At 43.8% G+C, this 14,240-nt stretch carries 14 protein-coding genes; 5 read left to right on the top strand and 9 right to left on the bottom strand.

The window, feature by feature from the left end:
* Positions 1 to 67: 67 nt before the first annotated feature.
* From ACXAD4_RS09045 to ACXAD4_RS09075, 7 genes are all read right to left on the bottom strand, one after another.
* Positions 68 to 1,150, bottom strand: coding sequence for an L-dopachrome tautomerase-related protein (locus ACXAD4_RS09045; protein ID WP_475240753.1), 1,083 nt, complete (start codon positions 1,148 to 1,150; stop codon positions 68 to 70).
* 115 nt (positions 1,151 to 1,265) lie between these two features.
* A complete protein-coding gene (locus ACXAD4_RS09050) occupies positions 1,266 to 2,006 on the bottom strand; it encodes a GlcG/HbpS family heme-binding protein (protein ID WP_475240755.1) in 741 nt (246 codons plus the stop codon).
* A 233-nt stretch (positions 2,007 to 2,239) separates the two neighbouring features.
* Entirely contained in the window at positions 2,240 to 3,151 is a 912-nt protein-coding gene (locus ACXAD4_RS09055) for a helix-turn-helix domain-containing protein (RefSeq protein ID WP_475240757.1), read from the bottom strand.
* A gap of 30 nt (positions 3,152 to 3,181) precedes the next feature.
* A complete protein-coding gene (locus tag ACXAD4_RS09060; protein ID WP_475240759.1) occupies positions 3,182 to 3,664 on the bottom strand; it encodes an SRPBCC family protein in 483 nt (160 codons plus the stop codon).
* A gap of 25 nt (positions 3,665 to 3,689) precedes the next feature.
* Positions 3,690 to 4,526, bottom strand: coding sequence for an oxidoreductase (locus ACXAD4_RS09065; RefSeq protein ID WP_475240760.1), 837 nt, complete (start codon positions 4,524 to 4,526; stop codon positions 3,690 to 3,692).
* A 59-nt stretch (positions 4,527 to 4,585) separates the two neighbouring features.
* The gene (locus tag ACXAD4_RS09070) at positions 4,586 to 5,470 is read right to left on the bottom strand and encodes an alpha/beta hydrolase (protein ID WP_475240763.1); all 885 of its coding nucleotides are present in this window, start codon (positions 5,468 to 5,470) and stop codon (positions 4,586 to 4,588) included.
* 412 nt (positions 5,471 to 5,882) lie between these two features.
* Complete coding sequence (locus ACXAD4_RS09075) at positions 5,883 to 6,614, bottom strand: PIG-L deacetylase family protein (protein WP_475240764.1); 732 nt, start codon at positions 6,612 to 6,614, stop codon at positions 5,883 to 5,885.
* 538 nt (positions 6,615 to 7,152) lie between these two features.
* Here ACXAD4_RS09075 and ACXAD4_RS09080 point away from each other — a divergent pair.
* Positions 7,153 to 9,531 carry a helicase-related protein gene (locus ACXAD4_RS09080; protein WP_475240766.1) on the top strand — a complete coding sequence of 793 codons (2,379 nt, stop codon included), beginning with the start codon at positions 7,153 to 7,155 and terminating at the stop codon, positions 9,529 to 9,531.
* 142 nt (positions 9,532 to 9,673) lie between these two features.
* Positions 9,674 to 9,976, top strand: a complete 303-nt coding sequence (locus tag ACXAD4_RS09085; protein WP_475240768.1) for a hypothetical protein — start codon at positions 9,674 to 9,676, stop codon at positions 9,974 to 9,976.
* Positions 9,977 to 10,074: 98 nt separating this feature from the next.
* Here ACXAD4_RS09085 and ACXAD4_RS09090 read toward each other — a convergent pair whose 3' ends face one another.
* Entirely contained in the window at positions 10,075 to 10,362 is a 288-nt protein-coding gene (locus ACXAD4_RS09090; protein ID WP_475240770.1) for a DUF3861 domain-containing protein, read from the bottom strand.
* A 46-nt stretch (positions 10,363 to 10,408) separates the two neighbouring features.
* Positions 10,409 to 10,900, bottom strand: a complete 492-nt coding sequence (locus tag ACXAD4_RS09095) for a DUF2798 domain-containing protein (protein WP_475240771.1) — start codon at positions 10,898 to 10,900, stop codon at positions 10,409 to 10,411.
* 101 nt (positions 10,901 to 11,001) lie between these two features.
* On the opposite strand from ACXAD4_RS09095, the gene ACXAD4_RS09100 reads away from it, so the two are divergent.
* The 3 genes from ACXAD4_RS09100 to ACXAD4_RS09110 all read left to right on the top strand — a co-directional run bounded on the left by ACXAD4_RS09100 (position 11,002) and on the right by ACXAD4_RS09110 (position 14,212).
* On the top strand, positions 11,002 to 11,433 hold the full coding sequence (locus ACXAD4_RS09100; RefSeq protein ID WP_475240774.1) for a MarR family winged helix-turn-helix transcriptional regulator: 432 nt from the start codon (positions 11,002 to 11,004) through the stop codon (positions 11,431 to 11,433).
* A 358-nt stretch (positions 11,434 to 11,791) separates the two neighbouring features.
* The gene (locus ACXAD4_RS09105) at positions 11,792 to 12,532 is read left to right on the top strand and encodes a DUF2278 family protein (protein WP_475240776.1); all 741 of its coding nucleotides are present in this window, start codon (positions 11,792 to 11,794) and stop codon (positions 12,530 to 12,532) included.
* Positions 12,533 to 12,577: 45 nt separating this feature from the next.
* Positions 12,578 to 14,212, top strand: a complete 1,635-nt coding sequence (locus ACXAD4_RS09110) for a hypothetical protein (RefSeq protein ID WP_475240777.1) — start codon at positions 12,578 to 12,580, stop codon at positions 14,210 to 14,212.
* The last annotated feature ends 28 nt before the right edge of the window (positions 14,213 to 14,240 follow it).

Here is a 14,240-nt window from a genome sequence, read left to right on the forward strand (position 1 = left end):
ATATCTACAACCATAAATGTAGGACAGCAGTTAGCCCGGGAGAGAGTCTCCCGCATTGCTGTAAAGGTTAATCAAGTTTGATGCGTAAAACGTGATAAGGTTTGGTGGCACCTTCTTCGCCTTCATTTAATGCAGGGTTCAGGTGTAGTGAGTTTTGTGTGACATAGAGATACCCATTTTGGGTCGAGAAGCCATCTGCCCATGATAAACGCTTATCATCCTGTACAAAGATTCGATATTGGTTTTCACGAACCAAACCAATAGCGTTTTTCTCCACATCACCGACATAGATATCGCCGTTATCACTCATGATCATGCCATCACTTGGACGCTTTTCATTATAAAATTCAATCTGTTCTGCAAGGGATTGCCCAGATAATTTGTCGTTTGCCAGTGCGCTGGCTGGAATGCGATAAATAGCACTGCCGTTGACGGTGCCAAAGTACACCCACTCGAACTGTTTATCTATGGTGATCGGGTTCAAGCCTAGATACAGCGCATCTAGGCTGCCATCTTCACGTTTGGCGGCCATTAATGACCCGTCAATCTCGAGATCATGCAGAGGTGACAGCAACGCAGGATGTGATTCCAGCACACGGCGCGCATTGCCTGTTTCTAGGTCAACCACCACAAAGGCGGGTGCTGGATCGCCAAGCAGGTTACCCAAACTGGTATCAGCGATATACATCAAGTTACGCTTCGTATCTAAGGCAAAATCCTGCATGAAAGAGTTGGCAACCATCACTTCTTTACCTATCTCTATCTGCTTAAATAAGCGATTTTTAACACTGTCCCACGCAACAATTTGTGCAGGAGCAGTTTCACTGCCCATATCAAGGATCCATACCACACCATCTGGCGTGCTATCGATACCAATCACAGAAGAAAAACCCACTTCACCTTTTTCTGGGCCATCAGCCCAGTCTTGATTAGGAAATGCGGTTGTGGTGCCGTCTTTCAGTAGTTCAACAACACGTAATTCTGGGGCATCAAGAGGTTGCATCGACAGAATAATACGTTCTTGCTCGGTCACAGTAATATTGCCTGGTCGTGTTCCCTCCAGTTTGGCAATAACTTCAATATCCGCTGCTTGTGCTGTGTTAAATAACATTATCGTGGTCAGTGCTAATAGTGTTTTACTCATCTTCATGGCACAGTACTCCTAGGCCTTTAGTTATCCAAAGCCCTCTAAATGCATAAATTTATAATAAGTGAAAAGGGTTAAGTAATTTGGGGCATATAATTGGCAGACCCAATCTTAATATCTACTTAGATATGGGGAATTTTTTCGGCAAAGTTGCCGCTATTTCAGATTCACCGTTACCGCATGACACATGCGCAAAACCATGTCCTTCAACATAAATGATATTATCGTCGTTAGTATCTGATACACCGCTAGGAACATAGTCGAGCTTGAGTGCATGACGAGTTTTCCAAGCGATGTTATGGTCTGCACAGGAAGTATCCCCACTGACACCGATAGCACCGATGATATCTTTGTTTTGATCATAAAGGGCAAGCCCACCACCGAAAACATTTACACCACCAATACGGCTTCCTTTCATGGGGTCGTTATCCTTGCCATAGTTGTTGGCATCTCCTTTGTACGCGGTGTTAATATCGACAGGATTGCTAAACTGCAAACCAAATAAACTGCCCCCTGGTTGAGTAGCGGTCCACAAGTTTGCAGTTGATAGGGCAAGATTAGGTAAACTAAAAGAATTGGCGGTATTGGCTTTCTGGGCCGAGATGACGCGGCTTCCAGGCCATTGGTCCCCGAAGTGTTCGCCGGTCTTTGCCACCGCACAAACAGTACCATCACGAGCGACGATGGTTCCCCACATATTAAGTTCAAGACCACCATTCGTCTCATCACTCGTTGTTGCGACAGAACTTTTCAGTGCCTTAGAAAGGTCTGCATGGCTTGGTAATCCTTCGCATAAATTAGCTTGAGCGGACATGGAAAAGCTAAAGGTTAGGATCATTAATAAGGTTCTTTTAATCATCTGACACATCTCCTGTTTATTGCGTGATTCTAATCCATATATTACTGCTAAGAACTTCTGTCGATCGCAGCGAATAAATCACTAAACAAAATAAAGCTTAGTAGAGCATCAGGTGTGATTATCAAATTGAATTTGAATATGTTTCAAATGAAAAAGATGTTTTCTAGCGTAGTGATAATCTAATTATTAGACATAGGGCATTTTGTATATAATGCCCATCGCTTGCCTAGGCGTTAGTGGGTCGAATTACGGTATTGGATAGGGGTCATTCCTGTTTTTGCCTTGAACAACTTTGATAGGTGTTGTGGGTATTCAAATCCAAGCCCATAGGCGATTTGGCTAACCTGCTCATTAGTACTGAGCAGGGCGTTTTTTATCCTTTCAATAACATGGTCTTGGATGTATTGCTGGGCATTTCGTCCGGTGGCATTTTTCACCATGTCACTGAGATAGTTGCTCGACATACACATTGTTTGGCTGACATATTTTACTGTGGGTAACCCGCTTTCCGCCGCTTTATCAGATTCAAAATAGTCGTATAAAATGGCATCGACTTTTTCCATCAAATCAAGGTTATGATTTTGGCGGATGATAAACTGTCGCTCATAAAATCGGGTGCAATAATTCAGTATCAGCTCAATATTAGAAACGATAAGCTTCTGCGTATGTTTATCTATATTCTGGTTGTATTCTTCTTCTATTTGATTGACTAGCTCTCCCAGTATTCGCTTTTCTCGGTCGGATACATGAAGTGCTTCATGGATGTCATAGGAGAAAAAAGAGTAGCTCGCCATTTGATTAGCAAGCCCTGAGCGGCGGATTAAATCAGGGTGGAACAGTAAAGCCCAGCCCGTTTCATTTTCGACACTTTCTGTATTGGTGTATTGCTGTGCTTGACCTGGTTTGGTGAAGATCATGCTGCCTTGGGAGAAGTCATAATGATTACGCCCGTAAATGATGTCACCTTTGATCCCTGACTTTAATGCTATCTGATAGAAATCATATACATAAGTAGAATCACCATAATCGTAGCCTGTTACTTTGTCATCAATTTGGATAAGTGACACCAAGGGATGCATGGGCGGTGGCAAGCCAAGCGCCTGATGTATCTGGTCAATGGTCGTAATATGGATAATGTTCGTCATAGCTTTTCTAGCTCATTGATCTTCTGAGGCTTAGTATAAATCTAGCACGCGTTGCTTGAGCGCTAAGGCCATATTTTCATACTGTTTTTGGGTATGTGTATGATCCCAGAAATGGACCCAGAACCCAGTGTAGGTTTCATCTATTGTGAACTTTGTACCAGACTCATGCATGGCTAAGCGATAGTGTTGGTCAAACGTAATTATTCCCCACAACCCACCTTTGTGGTTTAGGTGAGCCGTAGGCTTGATAGCTTGAACTCTGGAGGTAATGTTCGCCGCTTTGTCATCGGTTTCTTGAAAGCGGTAGGTCACAGAGTTGCCGACTGCTAAAGTGCCGTTCACCAGTGTGATTGCAGGGTTCCATTCGTGGTAGCGCTCAATATCAACCAAAACTTGCCACACGTTTTCCGGTGCACTCGGAATAACAATTTCGGTGTGTACTGATTTTGAGCCAAGCATGGCACTGAATGACATACTGGCTGCTAACAAGGCTTGTGAGCTTAACATTGGCATGGTTTACCTCTAGAGCTAGGGGGAGTTATCGCACCATAAAATCAATGATTCTATCGAATGCTCTATCGCTTAAGAAACGTCGCATCAGCAGTGTTGTAGTCGAGAACTTACCCGCGGCATAACGTGTTTTTGGTTTCGGGCTGGCAATGATCTCTTGTACTACCTTAGAAATCACTGAGGTTGGTGACCCTGCACCATCTTTGCCAGATTCTTTCAGGCTCAAATTGGCGACACGTTTCGCTAGGTCTTGGTAAGGTCCATGCCCGGAGTTGCCAAGCACTTGCTTAGACATCACCTCTGGGAATTCAGTCTTGATTGCACCCGGCTCCAGTACTACGACATTGATGCCCTTGGGCTCCAGTTCAAGCCTTAAACAATCGGTAAAACCTTCAATAGCATGCTTACTGGCATGGTACCAAGCTCCCATTGGTGCATAGATTTTTCCGCCAATAGAAGACGTATTGATGATGGTGCCAGACTTTACTTCTCGCATATACGGAGTGACTAGTTGAGTTAAGCGCGCAAGACCAAATACATTGACATCGAATTGGTATTTGGCATCTTCCAGGCTCGTTTCCTCCACCGAACCATAAAGGCCATATCCGGCATTGTTCCATAGCACGTCGATACGGCCTCGCTCATCGATGATTTGCTCGACACAACGTACAATGTCACCCTCATTAGCTATATCGAGTTTTATGATCTTGCCTCCTAGGAGATTGAGATCTTCCATTTCTTCAACACGCCGTGCCGCACAATAGACAATGTGCCCTTGGTTGATTAAATCTAGGGCTGTATCTTTACCCATCCCGGACGATGCACCTGTGATCAAAATGACTTTTGGTGAGGTTACTTGAATCATGCTTGTTAATCCGTTTCTTTAAAAATTATTTCTATACCAGCCTTTATCGCTAGTTTTGATTAGTTAATCGAAGGCATATGCTTGTTAAAATAAGCACTGAGATATTCCGGAGACTCGCCTAGCCATTCATAAGCGGCAGCACGATTTTTATCTAAATCGAGCATCATCATTTCTTTGTTGCCACCAAGCAGTTGGTAATACTCGTTGACAGCTTCTAGCTTGGTCCAAGGATCATTTTTGTTTTGGATAACAAGCGTTGGTACCTTGATGTTTGGGACAAACTCAAAGAAGGAGCCAGATAGATCCGCACCGCCTCGTTTGATGTTGTATTGATTCACGCGTTTGGTGAGAAAATCAGGTATACCCATGGCACTCATGTAGTCTAAGTAGCGCAGTGGCTGAACTGAAATCAGTGCCTTAATGTTTTGGTAGTTCTGCAGGCCGTGCTCAAGACCATAAGCATATGCGGTAGAGCTGGTGCCCATACAGATGCTAAGCAGGCCAATATCGCTGTTTTTATAAGTAGGATGGGTTGAGATGTAATCTACGGCAGCCACCACATCGTGTGACTCTTCACAGCCCCAGGCAATGTACTCACTAACTCCTTTGGAACTGTTGCCATGGTTCCTCAAGTCGTACATCAATACGCTGTAGCCTTGCTCGACCAGATGTTTGGCTTGCCGGAGAAAGGAGATATTCTTTTTATACAGTTTTACCATCCCTTTACCTGCAGGAGTATAGCCAGCACGGCTGCACTGCACGCCAAAGTGAGATTGGATAATAACTTTTTTTGTGCTCCCTTCGATTAACCAGCCGGAAAGCTCTACACCATCTAGAGTCGTAAAGGTAACGTCTTGGTATTTCAAACCATATTTTTCAGGCGTTTCGAATACCGGTGACTGGCCACTTTTAGTCATCATGTCCGCTAGGTATTTCGTGATCATAACCCTCTCCTTTAAACACTTCGCTGGTGGGCAAGGAGGAGTATAAATAGGGTGGCGATGAGATGAGGTATACATATCCCAGAAGGATGTATACATATTTCGAGGAAAGGGGATGGCTTAGTTTTACTTGATTCTTAGTATGTGTAATTTCTACACACTGTTATTTGTATGAAATGATGAATAGCTATCGACTTGATAGACAGGCTCGAATTTGGACCATGTATTTTATGAACCGGAACTGAGCGATAGGTGGCGAGTAGGAAAGACAGAAAAAGCCAGTCAGTAGATTGACTGGCTTTAAGTGCGCTTTGGTTAGTTGTTATGCTCAAGGCTATCGCTACTCTATCTCTAGTTCTATGTTGCTTCCTAGATGATTTTTGCTGCTAGTTTGCTGTAATTGCAACTATTCACGTCACAGAGAATCTACACATTGAGGGAAGATAGCCTGGAAGCCTTCAGCGTGCTGGCAACTTCTGCCGCCTGCTTGACCGCCGGAGTTTCTTCTAAAGTGATTGCCGCGATTTTCTGCCAGGTTTTCGTAAAACGTCCATAGATGTTCTTGACCTTGCATGCATTCGATAGCTGCTTTCTTGCTTTCCCAAACTTCAGAAATATCGAGGAAGGTATTGGGTTTCCACTCCATTTGCTCACTTTGATGCGGTTCAAATAAATAAACTTGTGGTGCACCGAGCACTTTTTCTCCTGGGTTATGTCCCCAAGCTTGAGCGATCATTCGACACTGAAGAACGATCTCTGTTGCGTACATATGATCGGTGTTATAAGGATCCCATTTAGAGTGCGTCATGATGAATTCAGGCTGAACTTCACGAATAAGGTCGACAATTTGGTATTTACCTTCTTTGTCTATCTCAAGCGGGTAGTCTCCGAAGTCGAAGAAGCGAATGTCTTTGACACCAAGCGCAGCAGCAGCGGCAGTCGCTTCTTGATGGCGGATACGCTTAACATCTTCAATAGTCATGCCTTCTTGTTTCCAAAGTTTTGCGGACTCCCCGCGTTCGCCGTAGGAAAGGCAAGCGATCGTCACGTCATAACCTAGTTTTTGATGTAGGGCGATGGCACCGCCACAGCGCCATACAAAATCGGCGGAATGAGCACTAATTACTAAAGCTGTTTTCTTTTTCATGTTGTTAATCCTTTACTTTCTCTACCGCTCGGCTTCGAGCTGAACTTCATTGTTTGGTTTAAGCTGAATATTCTTCTGTAAATATCTCAGCTTGTGTCTGCGACTGGTATTTGCTTCCGATATAAGCAACCTGCGGTACAGTGCGTTCGAGTAGTCGCCTGGATATTGAACATTGTTGAGCATTCCAGTTGTCTTTTAGGCTCACTGCGAAGCGAGTTTATTTACCGCGGTTAAGTTAGATTTGTGTCTGATTTCATGGCTAGTTATAGTGACCCCTCACTATAATCACCTTGTCGTCTTTAATTATTTTTGGTTACGTTAAAACAGTACCATTTGATATTCGGCTCGGATAATTAATTAAAGAGTAAGGGTATTCAATTTTGAAAATAGACGTTCAGTGGTTGGGCTCTATTTCTTGAGTTTACCGGGTATCTTCTATTGGCATAGTTCAACACATGACGGCAAGAACAAGAACACCATGACATGTCTCTGAAATCTTGCCACAATAGATCACATGTTATTGATATAAAACCCTGCCATGTCTATCTCTTTGCCTATTGACTCGCTCAAAAACGAGTTCCTTGCTTCTCTAGAACAATCCCATCTTGTTGTATCGGCTGAAACCGGTTCGGGTAAATCGACCCGGTTACCTGTGTGGGCCGCAGAAAAAGGCCGGGTGTTGGTGGTTGAACCAAGGCGAGTTGCCTGTCGATCTCTGGCTGAGTTCGTTGCCAGTGATAGGAATGAAAAAATCGGTGATTCAGTCGGCTATGCCATCCGTTTTGATAACACTTTCTCTGATGAGACTCAGGTTGTGTTTGTCACCTCAGGCGTCGCACTTCGATGGTTAAGTGAAGATGGGCTAGCCGGTTTTACCACAGTCATTATCGATGAATTCCACGAGCGGCGTTGGGATACAGACTTGCTGTTGGCAATGCTTAAGCAGAAAAACAGCCATAAGCTTGTAGTGACATCGGCAACTTTAGACAGTGAACGCCTAGCGATATATCTCGATGGAAAGTGCCTAAGGGCCGAAGGTCGTAACTTCCAAGTGGCCGTTGAGCATATCGCTTCAGATAGCCGCAATATGCCAGATGCTCGTCATATTGAGAACAAAGTCAAAGATGCCGTACTGACACGATATGAAGACCACCAAGATATATTGGTCTTCTTGCCGGGCAGAAAAGAAATTGCTCAGTGCCTGTCTACTTTGAAGCAGGTTTTCAGGGATCAAATAGAGCTTGGCGTACTTGATATCATTCCTTTGCACGCTTCTGTGACTGATGACGAACGCCATCGAGCACTGACTGAAAGTGATAAACAAAGGATCATTCTGGCAACCAATGTAGCTGAAACGTCACTGACGATCCCAGGTGTCACCTTGATTGTTGATACCGGTCTAGAGCGCCGGACCCATCAGAGAAATGGGCGAACAGTACTCGGGTTGCATGCGATTTCCAAAGCCAGTGCTGAGCAGCGTAAAGGGCGGGCAGGGCGTGTCACCGATGGCACGTGTGTCAGGTTATTTGGCAAGGCGGCACCACTTGAGCTGATCACACCACCTGAGATGCATAGGGAAGAGTTGGTTGAACCTATGTTGGCGGCTGCTTGCTGTGGTTATCCTTTAGATAGTTTGGACTTTGTCGATACCGTACCAGAAAAATCCCTGCTGATTGCTAAAGACAAGCTGTTGCAGATGCAGGCAATCGACAATGACGGCAAAGCGACCGAGCACGGTCAGATTTTATACCCTTTGCCGATAGATACCTTGTTTGCTCACCTGATCACCGCAATGCCAGATAAAGCCAGCCGGGAAGCCATGGTGGATTTAGCGGCTTCGCTGAGTGTATATCAGCGGATTTGGCAAATGCCGTCTGGGGAAGAAGCGCGTGAAAAGCTTGGCCAATGGGAACCAAAGCATTGTGATGCAATGGCTCTGATTAAGCTGCTACGAGGAAGCGTGCCGGAATGGCTAAGCATTGATAAAGATGTTCTGGCAGAAGCGCGCATGCTTTCAGAGCAAATGCGGGAGGCACTAGGGTTACCCGTACTAGAAGTGGCGTCATCTGTAAAACGGGATACATGGCTGTTAGCTGTGATGAGAGCAGCTCCCGAACTGACCTTTGTCCGCCGGCAAAAACGTCGACAAGCCTTAGGCAATGGCTACAGTGAAGTGAGTACTGGCCGCGACAGCCGATTCCCAGAAAACGCAGAAGCCGCAGTGGTGTTCGATCAATTTGCGTTACCCGGTAAAGGCGTAAAGCAGAACTTGGTGTTGGCGACCTGTATGGCACCGATCACGTTTGAGTTGATGAATCAACTTGAGTTGGGTGAAGAAGGTTTTGGTGGAACACAAGTATCCGATCAAGGCTGTTTGGTTGAAAAGCAACGTATTTATGCTGGGCGCGTTATACAGTCGGAATGGGTTTCACCGGAAGGTGCTTCAGCGCATGATACCTTTGTCGATATGATCCTCGACGGAACCCTATTGCCAGGGCTAAGCGAGAAAATCACCGCAGACATCCACCAGTGGAACTTGTATTTGGCCTTGGGCAATTATCAGGCTGATGTGTGCTCGCGTGCTGCTGAGCCTGTGGATGTACGAGAGTGGCTAGGTGAGCAAATCGAAGCCCTTGGGGTGGAGTCTGCCGAAGATTTTGAGTTATTTACGAATGATGACATCACTTTTGATGGGATCCCGGAATGGGAGCGGGCTGATTTTGACCAAGCTTATCCCTACAAGGTCACCCTGACAGACCTGACTATGCGGATCGAATACCACATACCACGAAAGTTGGTGTTGGCTGTCCATGAAAGCGGAAACCGTAAAGCTGATCCGAAACGTTGGGAGTTGCCGCGTTGGCAAGGCTGGAGGGTTCAGTATCGCAAGGCGAGCCGAACTGTAGATGTGCGTTAGCAATTTCTCATTAGGCTACTGTCTATTTTGTTCCATCAAATCTCAATGAAAATGTCACACTGGCATGTAATTAATGAAGGGAAATAAAGCAACCTATACTCGCCAGGTATGAGAGGTTGCATCGTCTTCAAGGGAGCAAGGAATGCAGTTTAATGGGCATGAAAATGTGTGCGCGATGAAGTTACTGGGCTTTGATGTGAATGTTGAGCAGCTGCAGGGAAGCTATACCTATTTCAAAGCAAAGGTCAGTGTTGGTAAACGTTACCCAGTGCGCTTGGTTGATCTAAGCGACGAGTATCTGGAAGGTGTGATGGGGCAAGTCTATGATGCGGTGGAAACCGCGCCGATGTCAGCCAAAGACATATCCAAACAAGCGAACTCATTAAAATATACAGGTTGCTTTGAAGGCCTACACGCCTTGATTCAAGAACAACGATTTGCCTAATATTAATTCGAAATTTAAATGTCGTTGTTGAGTCAAACTTCAAGCTGCCTGTTTATTTTGTATAAAGAAGGCAGCTCTTGTTTGACCATCTAACACTGTTAGCTTTTATTCTTTAATTTACCTTTCAAGTTGGTCATGAATGTTTTGAAGTGCGGGAAGAATTCAGCAAACAATGGGTGTTTGCGGTCTTTCATCATCATTGGGCCAAGCAGGCGTAGGGCAACCCCAAGACGGGTCGAGTCGTTTTCATTTAGGCCGCTGCCTTGTTTGATCGCATCGACAATGGTGAACATATCTTCGCGGTCCTGCATCTCGAACTGCATCGTTGATTTGTTATCTTCATTGGTTCGCTCGATAGTAATACGGTAGTTATGTGGCTGTTTCATTTTATTCTCCAGCTATTCAAAGGGTAGGATTTAATTCTTTTGAGGTTTAGCTTTTTAAAAAGCGTTCAATCTTTGGTTTAATCGTCATTGAGATGATGGTGATTAATGCTAGGCCGACAGGTAGGGCAGCAAGGAACCCCTGCAGCCAGCTATCGGCAAACAGCCCTATATCATCAAAACCGATGTTATTTGCGGTCGTCGTGAAGGCCATCATAGACTCCATAATCACGGCCATATTCAAGCCTACAACGAGGTTTCTTTTTTTCTCGCTAGCCTTAGGCATCAATTTACCTATCAGCTTGGTGACTAAAGTCATCATCACGAAACCAAAAGGCATCATGACTAATACTGTTTTCAGGAATGAACTGAACCAGTCGGCAAAGAATGTATCGGTGTAGCCGACGTTCATGTATGTCATTACCCCAGTCAAGGTACCACCCATTAGGGTCATCATTCCTAGTACGACCAATACCTTGTAGATCAAGGGTGTTTTCTTTTGATTGGGGAACGGGGCTGTCATTGTTGCTTCTGCAGTCATCTAGATGCTCCAGTCTTGAATTTGCTGTCAATTAAGTTGATAATGTCAACTATAGTGTTTTGGTTGATAAGGTCAACTAAATTTTATTTAAGGAAACTAGGATGTCAGAGTCAAAGTCACTAGAGAGTGTGTTTCAGTTAGTCCATATGTTGAAGCGCCATATGCATGAACATATTGAACAGCTGGACTTGAGCATTACGCCAATGCATATGCGTGTATTGAAAATTATTTCGAAAAAACAAACATGTACAGCTAATGATATTGCTCAGTTTCTTGATCGCGATAAAGCACAAGTGACACGCCTCTTGAATGAACTGATCAAACAGAGCTTGATTGAAAAAGTGCCAAACCCAGAAGATAAGCGAAGCCAGCGCTTGTTAGTCACGAGTGAAGGGTTGGAGATTCTGGCGCAACTTGCCACAATCGATACAAAGATGAATGACAAGATGATGAAAGGGATCTCTCAACAGGAGTTGGAGGAGTTTGAGCGCATTACGGGCTTGATGACAAAGAACCTATCTAGTGACAAATGATTAGGATGTACATAAAGGTATCTTTTCTACAAAAACCGCCATTTGGCGGTTTTCTGGAACAAAGCACACATAATTTAAAGGTAAACAAATGCAAATTTGAAACTTAATATTATTACGCCTAGTCTTTCAACCTAAAGACAAATATTTAATTTTTTATGAGTATCGAGATATTGGTTTACCTAAACCATATTGGGTCAAGAGTGTGATACGTTAATTTCTTCACTGAGATTAGGTTAGCTTCATAAGATTAATTTGAATGTTTAATTTTATTTTTCTTCGAATGATTGCGTATGCTATGAAATAAATTATCACTCTTATCTTTATGTATAAACGTTTTATCCGTGATCGGGAGGCGGTTATGCCTTTTCCAAAAAACAAAACTTATGGCGTTTTTAGGGCTTTCATCAATGTTGATGAAGGTGAATTCACTTCACACAAGTCAGGTATGAGTCACTATAACCTTATATGTGAAGTTCCGAATGAAGGAGGGATGAAATATCAGGTAAATATTGATATTCAGAGTAAAGTGACAGCCAATGTTCGAATGTTGGTTAAAACAAACTTTGATGTAGTCAGCCATTTGTCGGCAAGCTTTATCGATATTGTACAAGGATTTACGGAGTTGACATGTCAGCCAGGAGGTTTGGCACTCGATTTAATTCATCATCCGTTATTTCCGGTCGATGAGTTGAAGCAAACGGAGCCACAATCAGCTAAGGATATTACAAATATACTTAATGACTACTTAGTCGTGGGTAAAGAAGTTATTGTTTTTGGCACGCTTTATGATGATACAGATTTTAAATCTCATGAATCATATCGCAATGAAACTGAGAGTTATCGAGACTTTCATATGTATGGTGCCCGTCGTCATCGTGAACAAGACCTTCCCCCTCGAGGTGTTGATGATGTGCATTTAAATCAGGGGACACCCTCAAGTCAGTATCAGTATAAAGATAATGGATCTTATCAGGATGGGGCGTTTTTTGTGGTAAATCAAGATGGCAGCTATGACGCTATTTTTTTTGCATTTACCAGCCAATGCTTAGTTACCGATAAAAACGGTAATTGTATTAATGATGAACCTGATATGGCCTAACTTAACATCATATACAGCCCGTCTGATATTTATAGGAACCTGATTATGAGCGATAAGAAATTTTCTATTCTAACTTTCATGATAATATTATTTTTAAATATTTCAGTATCTAAAGCAAATAACTATAAGATGGAAAATACCTGTACTGGTACATGGCCTTCATATTGGCAGGATGTGGATGTTAAGTTTAGAGAAATGTGGGCTGGTCAAACAATTACTAACGCACCAACATCGGCTTGGAAGCAACCAGTATTTCGTCTCTCAGATAAATATCCAGCTGAACCTGTTGATGATAAAGAATCGCAAAAATGGAGAGATAAAAAATTTGATCCGTTGTTTCAGGCTAACACGAGTCAAGCAGACAAGAACAAACTAGCCAAAGAGTATGCTTGGTTAGTGATGGAATATGCACAACAAGGAAATATTAATCAGCCAGGTCAATTGGATTTTGGCGTTTGTGAGAATCCTGTGCGTGCTTGGTTCCATATGCCTTTTCAGACATATGATGCGATGAGTGGTCGTGAGTTTACACATGGTTTGACTCGTGAGGCTCCAGTTACTTTCTCGACAAAGGATGGTACCGGAACAGATAAGTCAACTATGTGGGCGGTTGCGATTTATAATTCAACAGCAGCATATACATTGGGTCAAATTTGGAGGTCTGATGGCACCGTTGATATTCCAACTGATAATATTGAATTTCAAGAAGGTGCAGTGATAGCAAAGCCGCTTTTTAATACATCTACGGTTGCTCAGTTACCTGTATTGCAGAACATGCCAGCTTGGAACGCCAATATCTCCGATCCCGTGTTCTGTGAATGTACACCGGCGAAAGGTTCTGAATGTACGTTGGTGGAAGAAAGCCTGCAGTGTCCTCGTAGTTATGCTCAGTGGGAAGATGTACGCTTGTTGCAATTTGATATTGCAGTTAAAGATAGCCGCGCTCCAGAAACCAGCTGGGTATACGGTACTTTTGTTGCTGACGGGCTTCATAAAGCCGATGAGGCAGAACCATGGAAGCGAATTAGCCTACTGGGTTTGATGTGGGGTAACGACACGCCACCTGAAGGACAGTACGCATATAATTATCCCAAAAACCCAAGAGAAAATGGCTTTGCTGAAGAAGTAATTATTTGGGAGACCGTCGACCGGCTAAATTCATATAGTGGTAGTGCCAGTATGCGTCAATTGGGACATTTAGGTTGTAATCAAAGGCTAAATGGTCCGGCAGATAATGCAAATTCTTCATGTATGTCTTGCCATGGTACCGCTTCAGTACCGGATATAAATCAAGCAACTCCTCCATTGATTTCTCAGTTCTCTGCACAAACGAAACAGTGCGTTGCGCCAGTGGCCAACAATACAGCTGTAGGGATGGATCGGGCCGGAGACCCAGCCACGGTTAACGACGGCATCAGTTTCACTGACATAGATAGCCTGTACTTCGCTAATACAGGAGCCGGTGTGCCTTTCAACATGACGGTAGAAACCGCCAGCGGTCCTAAGAATGTCATGGCTGGTGATGCTCCCGACTATTCAGATGGCCGCAAAGAGTGGATCTCGCTAGATTATTCTTTGCAAAGTTCTATTGCACTAAAGCAGTGGATGCAATGGCAGGCGAATCAACAGCACCTTGCCAGTAAACGGATTACCGATAAGGAATTAAGACGTAATTATTGATATAAAAAGTGCTTTGGCAGTAAAAGCG

Source organism: Photobacterium sp. AWH4_225, from assembly GCF_056158405.1.